Annotated in this window: 7 protein-coding genes; all 7 read right to left on the bottom strand. The window is 63.1% G+C overall.

The window, feature by feature from the left end:
- A partial coding sequence (locus EN964_RS13990; protein WP_245490651.1) for an alpha-amylase family glycosyl hydrolase occupies window positions 1–262 on the bottom strand: 262 nt, incomplete at its 3' end.
- On the bottom strand, window positions 249–2,252 hold the full coding sequence (gene glgX / locus EN964_RS13985; protein ID WP_127269985.1) for a glycogen debranching protein GlgX: 2,004 nt from the start codon (window positions 2,250–2,252) through the stop codon (window positions 249–251). The genes EN964_RS13990 and glgX, both read right to left, overlap by 14 nt.
- Window positions 2,253–2,460: 208 nt before the next feature.
- Window positions 2,461–4,089: an alpha-D-glucose phosphate-specific phosphoglucomutase gene (locus EN964_RS13980; protein WP_127276451.1), complete on the bottom strand. Its 1,629-nt coding sequence runs from the start codon at window positions 4,087–4,089 to the stop codon at window positions 2,461–2,463.
- A 3-nt stretch (window positions 4,090–4,092) separates the two neighbouring features.
- Entirely contained in the window at window positions 4,093–5,538 is a 1,446-nt protein-coding gene (glgA, locus tag EN964_RS13975; RefSeq protein ID WP_127269989.1) for a glycogen synthase GlgA, read from the bottom strand.
- Window positions 5,539–5,541: 3 nt separating this feature from the next.
- The gene (glgC, locus tag EN964_RS13970) at window positions 5,542–6,807 is read right to left on the bottom strand and encodes a glucose-1-phosphate adenylyltransferase (protein WP_127273144.1); all 1,266 of its coding nucleotides are present in this window, start codon (window positions 6,805–6,807) and stop codon (window positions 5,542–5,544) included.
- Window positions 6,808–6,842: 35 nt separating this feature from the next.
- A complete protein-coding gene (gene glgB, locus EN964_RS13965) occupies window positions 6,843–9,056 on the bottom strand; it encodes a 1,4-alpha-glucan branching protein GlgB (protein ID WP_127268704.1) in 2,214 nt (737 codons plus the stop codon).
- A gap of 107 nt (window positions 9,057–9,163) precedes the next feature.
- Window positions 9,164–9,645, bottom strand: a 482-nt coding sequence (locus EN964_RS13960) for a glycogen/starch/alpha-glucan phosphorylase (protein ID WP_164775816.1), incomplete at its 5' end; no start/stop codon positions are given.

The raw sequence follows: 9,645 nt of genomic DNA, 5'->3' as shown, positions 1-9,645 counted from the left end.
GCGCATCGAAATCCTCGAGCGTGCCGAACATCGGATCGACATCGCAGTAATCCGACACGTCGTAGCCCATATCGGCCATCGGCGACTTGAAGAAAGGCGACAGCCAGACGGCATCGACACCAAGCGAGGCGACATGGGCGAGCCTCGAGGTGATACCGGCGAGATCGCCGCTGCCATCGCCGGTCGTGTCCTGGAAGGAGCGCGGATAGATCTGGTAGATGACGCAACCACGCCACCATCCGGTCTTGTCACTCGCCGCCATTGCGCTTCTCCCCTGTGCCGGCTTGCGCTCGTTCGATCATGAAGATCACCGCCCGTCCCGATATCGGTCGCGATCTGTCCGCCGCATCCGGCGCTTCGATGGCTGGAGCCCAGAAGAATCCGTCTCGCTCAGGCAAGGTGAACATGCAGGCCCGGCGATCGCCGTTGATGATGACGGCAAGGCGGCTGACGCCACCCAGGATCATGACGAGGCGGTACCGCTGCGGGTCCTGCCAGCACTGTTCATTGAGCGGCGCGCCTGTCTCGGTCAGCCATGCGACGTCCGGTATCTCTGAACCTGCCGGTGGCTGGCCAGTGAGGAAGCTTGTATCGGAGAGCGCCGGCATCGACCGGCGCAGCCTCGAGAGTTCCTCCGTGTAGCGCTCCAGCACCTGGTCACGGCCGGCCCAGTCGAGCCAGGTGATCTCGTTGTCCTGCGCATAGGCGTTGTTGTTGCCTTGCTGGGTGCGGCCGAACTCGTCGCCTGCGGTCAGCATGATGGTGCCGCGCGAGGCAAACAGCGTGGCGAGCAGCGCGCACTGATCGTTCTGGCGAGACTCCCATACGGCCGGATCGTCCGCATCCCCTTCGACGCCGTTGTTCCAGGATAGGTTTTCATTGTGACCGTCGCGGTTCTGCTCGCCATTGGCTTCGTTGTGCTTGCGCTCGTAGCGCACGATATCGGCGAGCGTCATGCCGTCATGGGCGGCGATGAAATTGACGGTCCGACTGGCGTTTTGCCGGTTCGTTGCGAACACATCGGACGAACCGGCAAGCCGGGTCGCCAGCGCACCGACCATGCCGGCGTCGCCGCGCCAGAAGCGCCTGACGTCATCGCGATACTTGTCGTTCCATTCGAGGAAGGGCGGCGGGAAATTACCGAGCTGATAGCCGTCGGAACCGATGTCCCACGGCTCAGCGATCAACACGCGATCGGCCAGCAGCGGGTCGTCGCGCATCGCTCTCAGCATCGGCGCCTCGGCATCGAATGTTCCTTCAACCCTGCCCAGAATGGGCGCCAGGTCGAAGCGGAAGCCGTCGACGCCGGCATCCCTGACGAAATGGCGAAGCGTGTCGAGGACCATCTCCTGGACGACAGGATGATCGCAAGCGACCGTGTTGCCGGTGCCGGTATCGTTGGCCAGCCCGCCGTCTGATGAGTGCCGGTAGTAGGCCTGGTTGTCCAGGCCGCGCAGCGACAGCGTCGGGCCAAGCCAGTCGCTCTCGCCGGTGTGGTTGAAGACGAGGTCGAGGATGACGCCGATGCCAGCCTCACGCAGCACGGCGACCGTGTTTCGCAACTCCATGATGCCGCCCGGCGCCAAACGCGGATCGAGGGCCATGAAAGTCACGGGATTGTAGCCCCAGGCGTTGCGCAGCCCGAGCGGCGGCAAATGTCGCTCGTCAATCCACGCGGTCACCGGCATCAGTTCGACCGCGTCAACCCCCAGTTTTTTCAGATGCTCGATAACCGCCGGGTGAGCAAGTGCGGCGACTGTTCCGCGCAATTTTTCGGGAATGTCCGGATGCAGCATGGTGAAGGCGCGCACCGGCACTTCGTAAATAAGGCCGCCCGGCTGGAATAGCGGCGGGGCAGCCTGCACCGGCTTCGGCAGCGCAGCGGCAATCGCCTTCGGCATCAGCGGTGCGGTATCGGCGCCCTCGCCCCGGCGCTGGGCCAGCCGCCAGTCATAGACATAGGACCTGTCGATCTCGACGGCATATGGATCGGTCAGGAGCTTGGCGGGATCGAACCACAGTCCGCGTTCCGGCGCGTAGTCGCCATCGGCGCGAAAGCCGTAGCGGATGCCCTGGCCAAGGCCCGCAATGAACAGCGCATGGACGCCCTCACCTTCCGGCTGCAGTTCGAGCCGTTCGATTTCCCGGTTGCCCTGCTCGTCGAAGATCGAGACCCAAAGCCGACGGGCGGCCTGCGACCAGGCGGCAAAGCGGATGCCTTCGCGGGTGACGGTGGCGCCGAGCTGGGTCATGCAGTCTCCCCCTTCGCCCCTTGTGGGAGAAGGTGTCGCCGAAGGCGACGGATGAGGGATGTTCCCGCTTGGCAAGGACAGCGATCCTTCGCGCACCCCTCAACCGTCTCGGCGCTACGCGCCGATCCACCGCCCTGGGGCGAGCCACGGGTCTCGCCCCGTCCTTCGAACCCCACAAGGGGAGAAGGGAAAGCGCGAACCGCCACCCTCAAGTAATCACGCTTGGCTTGGGGCGGCCGGTATGGCTGTGAATCCCGGCAATATCATCGGCTGCGGCTATCAGATCGGCAAGGGCGGCCTGGGTGTCGAGGTCGTGCCTCGACTTGTCCGGCTCGTAACGTTCGATGTAGACGCGCAGCGTCGCGCCCGACGTGCCGGTGCCGGAGAGGCGGAAGACGACCCGCGAACCACCTTCGAACAGCACCCTGATGCCCTGATGCTCGCTGATCGAACCGTCGACCGGATCGCGATAGGCAAAATCGTCGGCGCTGGCGATTTTCATGCCGCGAGCGCTGGTACCCGGCAGCGCGCCGAGCTTGGCGCGCAGTTCGTCGACCAATGCGTTGGCGCGGTCGCTCTCAACCTCTTCATAATCGTGCCGCGAATAGTAGTTGCGACCGTAGGTCGCCCAGTGCTCAGTGACGATCTGCTTGCAGCTTTCGCCGCGCGCGGCAAGGATGTTGAGCCACAAAAGCACCGCCCATAGGCCGTCCTTTTCGCGGACATGGTTGGAGCCGGTGCCCGCACTCTCCTCGCCGCAGATCGTCGCCATGTCGGCATCCAGCAGATTGCCGAAGAACTTCCAGCCGGTCGGCGTCTCATAGAGGGCGATGCCGAGTTTTTCAGCGACGCGGTCGGCAGCGCCACTGGTCGGCATCGAGCGGGCGATACCCTTCAAACCGGCCTTGTAGCCGGGCGCCAGGCGGGCATTGGCGGCGAGCATGGCAACTGAATCCGACGGGGTGACGAAAATGCCCTTGCCGATGATCAGATTGCGGTCGCCGTCGCCATCCGAGGCAGCGCCGAAATCCGGCGCGTCCGGTCCCATCAGCTCGTCATAGAGGTGCTTGGCATGGACGAGGTTCGGATCCGGGTGATGGCCGCCGAAATCCGGCAGCGGCTTGAAATTGCGGCAGGTGCCGTTGGGCGCGCCAAGCCGGTTCTCCAGGATCTCCTTGGCGTAGGGGCCGGTCACCGCGTGCATGGCGTCGAAGCGCATGCGGAAGCCGGATTTGAACAGTTTGCGCAGGGCATCGAAATCGAACAGGCTTTCCATCAGTTCGGCATAGTCGGCGACCGGGTCGATGATCTCGACCGTCATGCCGGCGGCCTTGACCGTGCCTGTTGTGTCGATGTCGATCGGATCGATATCGGCGATCTTGAAGCTTGAGATTGTCTTGGTTTTCTCGAACATCGCGTCGGTCAGCTTTTCCGGCGCCGGGCCGCCATTGCCGGCATTGTACTTGATGCCGAAATCCTCATGCGGGCCGCCGGGATTATGGCTGGCCGACAGGATGATGCCGCCAAAGGTCTTGTACTTGCGGATGACATGCGAGGCGGCCGGCGTCGACAGGATGCCGCCCTGCCCGACCATCACCTTGCCGAAGCCGTTGGCGGCGGCCATGGCGATGGCCTTCTGGATGACCTCGCGATTGTAGAACCGGCCGTCACCGCCAATCACCAGGGTCTTGCCCTTGAAACCGTCGAGCGCGTCGAAGATCGACTGGATGAAATTCTCGGCATAGTGCTCCTGCTGAAAGACAGGCACCTTCTTGCGCAGGCCCGACGTGCCGGGCCTCTGGTCGGAATAAGGCTTGGTGGGGACGGTCCGTATCATGCTTCAGGCAACCCTTTTCGAAAGTAGCGAGCGATAGAGTTCGACATATTTTTCGGCGCTCTTGTCCCACGACACATCGGCCTTCATGCCCTGGCGCTGCAGCGATTCCCAGACCGTCGGACTGGCATGGGCGTCGACGAGGCGGCGGATGGCGTGCAGCAAGGCACCGCCATTGTTGGGCGCGAACTGGAGGCCGGTGGCGACACCGGCAGAGACGGCGGCCTCATTGGCGTCGATGACCGTATCGGCGAGGCCCCCGGTGCGCGCGACCACCGGCACGCAGCCATAGCGCAGGCCGTAAAGCTGCGTCAGCCCGCACGGTTCGAAGCGCGAGGGGATGACGATGGCGTCACAGCCACCCTGCATGATGTGCGACAGCCCCTCATCGTAGCCGACGACCACACCGATACGGCCGCGATGCCGGGCGGCAGCGGCAAGCAGCGCGCCTTCGAGACCAGCATCGCCCGATCCTAGGATGGCCAGCCGCGCGCCAGTGGCAACGATGCCGTCGATCACCAGCGCCAGTATGTCCATCCCCTTCTGCCAGGTCAGCCGGCTGACCACGCAGACGATCGGGCTGTCGTCACGCTCAAGACTGAAGCGGTCCTCCACGGCAGTCCTGTTGGGCGCGCGCGCCTTCAGTGTGCTCGCCTTGTAGGGGGATACCAGATGCTTGTCGGTTTCCGGATCCCAGATGCCGGTGTCGATGCCGTTGACGATGCCATAGAGATCGCTGGAGCGCATGTTGATGAGGCCGTCGAGACCCATGCCGAATTCCGCCGAGCGGATCTCCTGCGCGTAGGTCGGGCTGACCGTGGTGATCGCCCAGGCGGCCTGCAGGCCAGCCTTGAGGAAGCCGACACCACCATAATATTCGACGCCGTCGAGCGCCATCGCCGCCGCCGGCAAGCCGAGTTCACCGAAGATGCCGGCGCCGAACTGGCCCTGGAAGGCGAGATTGTGGACGGTCATCATCGAGGGAATGCCAACTGCCTTGCCGTAGCGCATGTAGGCCAGGGTCATCGCAGACTGCCAGTCATGGGCATGGACGATGTCGGGCTGGTAGCCCGAGATGGCGCCGCCGGCGATATCGCCGCCGACCTGGCTTAGTGCTGCGAAGCGCCGCCAGTTGTCTGGCCAGTCCACGCCGGTGGCATTGCCGTAGGGACCGCCGGGACGGTCGAACAGATGCGGCGCATCGAGCACGAACAGTTCGAGCCCGGCGAGTTGGACTGAATGGACGGAGGCCTTGCCGCCCTGCAGCAAGGGATATTGCAGAACCGCCCGCTTCTTCTTGAAGGCGGCCATGACGGTCGGAAAGCCCGGGATGAGCGTGCGCACGGTCACGCCCTTGGCCGCCAAGGCGATGGGCAGCGCGCCGGTCACGTCGGCAAGCCCTCCGGTCTTGATCAGCGGAAAGATCTCGGGCGTGACCGACAGAACCTGCATGCGTTAGAGCCCTAACTTGTCGATCATGTCCTGCGTGACCAGGCAGATGCCCTTTTCGGAAACGCGGAAGCGCTTGGCGTCGAGAATAGGATCTTCGCCGACCACCAGCCCTTCCGGTATCCTAACACCATGGTCGATGACCACGCGCTTCAACTTTGCGTTCCGGCCGACATGAACGTCGGGCAGCATGACGACTTCTTCCAGCGTCGAATAGGAATTGATGCGCGCGCCGGTGAAGATCAGGCTTTTTTTCAGCGAAGCCCCCGAGACGATGCAATCGCCCGAGACAAGCGAAGACACAGCCGAACCGCGGCGGCCATCCTCGTCATGCACGAACTTTGCCGGCGGCTTCAATTCGGCATAGGTCCAGATCGGCCAGTCGCGGTCGTAGAGATCGAGCTCGGGCGTGATATCGGTCAGGTCGATATTGGCTTCCCAATAGGCATCGACCGTTCCGACGTCGCGCCAGTAGGCTTCGTTCTCGGCGGTCGAGCGGACGCAGGATTTAGCGAAGCGATGCGCGATCGCCTTACCGTGCTGGACGATATAGGGGATGATGTCCTTGCCGAAGTCGCGGCTTGAGCCCGCCTCGGCCGCATCGCGGCGCAACTGCTCCATCAGGAATTTGGTCTTGAAGACGTAGATGCCCATCGAAGCCAGCGCGAATTCCGGCTTATCGGGAATGCCGGGCGGATCGGCGGGTTTTTCGACGAAGGCGATGATGTTGTCCTTGGCATCGACATGCATGACGCCGAAGCCGGTGGCTTCCATGCGCGGCACTTCGAGGCAGCCGACGGTGACGTCGGCATTGGCGTCGACGTGCTGGCGAAGCATCATCTCGTAGTCCATCTTGTAGATGTGGTCGCCGGCCAGGATGACCATGTATTCGGGGCCGTAGGCCTCAATGATGTCGATGTTCTGATAGACGGCATCGGCGGTGCCTTCATACCACTGCGTTTCCGAGACGCGCTGGCTGGCCGGCAGGATGTCGAAACTCTCGTTTCGTTCAGGGCGCAGGAAGTTCCAGCCGCGCTGCAGATGGCGGATCAGCGAATGTGCCTTGTACTGGGTGGCGACGCCGAGGCGTCGAATGCCGGAGTTAAGCGCGTTGGAGAGCGCGAAATCGATGATGCGCGTCTTGCCGCCGAAATAGACGGCCGGCTTGGCACGCCGATCGGTCAGTTCCTTGAGGCGGCTCCCACGGCCGCCGGCCAATACATAGGCCATGGCATCGCGCGCCAGCGGCTGGGTCCGTTTCAAGTCTGCCATTTCTACCCTCCCAAGTTACTCGATATCGACATGGCTCAGTCGGCAACGAGTTCAAGCATGATCGTCGACAGCGGCGGCAAAAGCATCGTCGCTGAGATGTTTCCTCCCTCCGCCCGCGCCTCGACCATGCCGCCATTGCCCTTGCCGGAACCGCCATATTCCGAAGCGTCGGTGTTGATGATCTCGCGCCATTTGCCTGATTTCGGCAACGGCACGCGATAATTGTCACGCGGCACCGGCGTGAAATTGGAAATGACGGCCACCGGGCTGCCGCCCGGTGCGCTGCGCAGCCAGGCAAAAACCGAATTCTGGCTGTCATCGACGATCAGCCAGGAAAACCCTTCCGGCTCACAATCACGGCCATGCAGTGCCGGGCGCGAACGGTAGAGATAGTTGAGATCGCGCACCGTCTGCCAGACGCCGCGATGCGGCCGGAATTCAAGCAGGTTCCAGTCGAGCGCGCGCGCCTCGCTCCATTCGCGGCGCTGCGCGAACTCCTGCCCCATGAAAAGCAGCTTCTTGCCGGGATAGCCCCACATGAAAGCGTAGTAGGCGCGCAGCGTCGCAAACTTCTGCCAGTCGTCGCCGGCCATCTTGCCAAGCAGCGTGCCTTTGCCGTGCACAACCTCGTCGTGCGAGAGCGGCAGCACGAAATTCTCCGAAAAGGCGTAGGTCAGGCCGAAGGTGAGGTCGTTGTGGTGGTGTTTTCGGAAGATCGGTTCCTTGGAGAAATACTCCAGCGTGTCGTGCATGAAGCCCATATTCCACTTGAAGCCGAAGCCCAACCCGCCTTCATGCACCGGTGCCGAGACCTTCGGCCAAGAGGTCGATTCCTCGGCGATGGTCATCACGCCCGGATGGTGGCCGTAGACCTCCTTGTTCATCTTCTGCAGGAAGCTGACCGCCTCGAGATTCTCGCGGCCGCCTTTCTCGTTGGGGATCCATTCGCCGGCCTTGCGCGAATAGTCGAGGTACAGCATCGAGGCGACCGCATCGACGCGAAGTCCGTCGACATGGTATTTCTCGGCCCAGAACAACGCATTGTTGACCAGGAACGACACCACCTCGCGGCGGCCGAAATTGTAGATCGCGGTGTTCCAGTCGGGATGAAACCCCTTGCGCGGATCGGCATGTTCATAGAGCGCGGTGCCATCGAAATTGGCCAGGCCGTGCTCATCGACCGGGAAATGCGCGGGCACCCAGTCGAGAATAACGCCGACGCCGGCACGGTGGGCGCCGTCGACGAAGCGGGCAAAGCCGTCCGGATCGCCAAAGCGGGCCGATGGCGCGTAGAGGCCGGTCGTCTGGTAGCCCCAGGACGGGTCATACGGGTGTTCGGAGATCGGCATGAATTCGATATGGGTGAAGCCGGTCTCGACCACATAGGGGATCAGCCGGTCGGCCAGTTCGTCCCATGACAGGAACGTACCGTCGTCGCGAAGCTGCCAGGAGCCGGCATGGACCTCGTAGATCGAAATGGCTTCGCGCCGGTGATCGGCATTGCGCCAGAAATTGCGATGCGCCTCGTCGCCCCACTCATGCGCCGGCGGCACGGCCACGACCGAAGCGGTGGCCGGACGCAGTTCGGACTTGAAGGCGAACGGATCGGCCTTCAGCGGCAGCCTGACGCCGTCGGGGCCGATGATCTCGTATTTGTAGGGCCGGCCGGCACCGATATCGGGAATGAACACCTCCCAGATGCCGGTGTCGCGGCGATCCCGCATCGAGTGCCGGCGGCCGTCCCATTCGTTGAAATCGCCGACCACAGAGACACGCCGCGCATTGGGAGCCCAGACGGCGAAATGCACGCCCGTGGCGCCTTCGTGCTCGATGACATGGGCGCCGAGCTTGTCGAACAGCCTGAGATGCGATCCCTCGGCGATGTAGTAGTCGTCCATCGGCCCGAGCACCGGACCGAACGAATAGGGATCGGTCAGCCACCAGTCGCCGCCGGCATTGCGCGCGTGATAGCGAAGCGGCTGCCGCTTCTTGATCGAGAGCTTGCCTTCGAAAAAGCCGCCATCGTCGCGCCTGGACAATTCACCCGCGATGATGCCGGTCAGCGTATAGGCAGTGACGAATTCGGCATTCGGAACAAAGCAGCGGGCCACAAAACCCTTCCCAGCCTCCTGAACACCGAGAACGGCAAACGGATCGCCATGCGTGCCGGCAACAATCGCCGCAACATCGCTGGCTGCCGCCAGTCCGTCCGGCCCGCTTGTCGCAGCGGTCGCGCGCGGCTTCTTCATCAGGCAGTGTCCCTCCCCAGGCACCGAGTGTTTGTTTCTAGTGGTGTGATCCGACTTTCAAGTTCACACCACCGGGACCACATTGTTTGCGGCCTCATGCAATCACATCAGGCAGGCACGTTCCAGATTTCTTTCGCATATTGGCGGATCGTGCGATCGGAGGAGAACCAGCCGACACGCGCCACATTGCGGATTGCCCTGGCGTACCAGTCGGGACTGTTGCGCCAGACCGCATCGACCTCGCGCTGGGCGGTGGCATAGGCATCGAAATCGGCGGCGACCATGAACCAGTCGCTGTTGTAGAGGCCGTTGACGAGGTCGCGGTAACGCTCCGGATCGTCCGGCGAGAAGACGCCCGACGAGACGGCAGCGACCGCTTGCGCCAGCTCAGATGATCCCTCGATGACGGCGCGAGGGTCGTAACCGTTGTTGCGCCGCTCGGCGACCTCGGCGGTGGTCAGGCCGAAGATGAAGATGTTGTCGTCGCCGACGCATTCCTTGATCTCGACATTGGCACCGTCGAGCGTGCCGATGGTCAGCGCGCCGTTGAGCGCGAACTTCATGTTGCCGGTGCCCGACGCTTCCATGC

The organism is Mesorhizobium sp. M7A.F.Ca.CA.001.10.2.1 (assembly GCF_003998575.1).
Classification (GTDB): Bacteria; Pseudomonadota; Alphaproteobacteria; order Rhizobiales; family Rhizobiaceae; genus Mesorhizobium.
Note: the sequence above shows the minus strand (reverse complement) of the source record. Positions and strands in the feature narration are given on the sequence as shown.

Coding starts and splice junctions, on each gene's coding strand:
- glgC (WP_127273144.1), bottom strand. CDS start 6,807: ATGGCAGACTTGAAACGGACCCAGCCGCTGGCGCGCGATGCCATGGCC.
- glgA (WP_127269989.1), bottom strand. CDS start 5,538: ATGCAGGTTCTGTCGGTCACGCCCGAGATCTTTCCGCTGATCAAGACC.
- glgB (WP_127268704.1), bottom strand. CDS start 9,056: ATGAAGAAGCCGCGCGCGACCGCTGCGACAAGCGGGCCGGACGGACTG.
- glgX (WP_127269985.1), bottom strand. CDS start 2,252: ATGACCCAGCTCGGCGCCACCGTCACCCGCGAAGGCATCCGCTTTGCC.
- EN964_RS13980 (WP_127276451.1), bottom strand. CDS start 4,089: ATGATACGGACCGTCCCCACCAAGCCTTATTCCGACCAGAGGCCCGGC.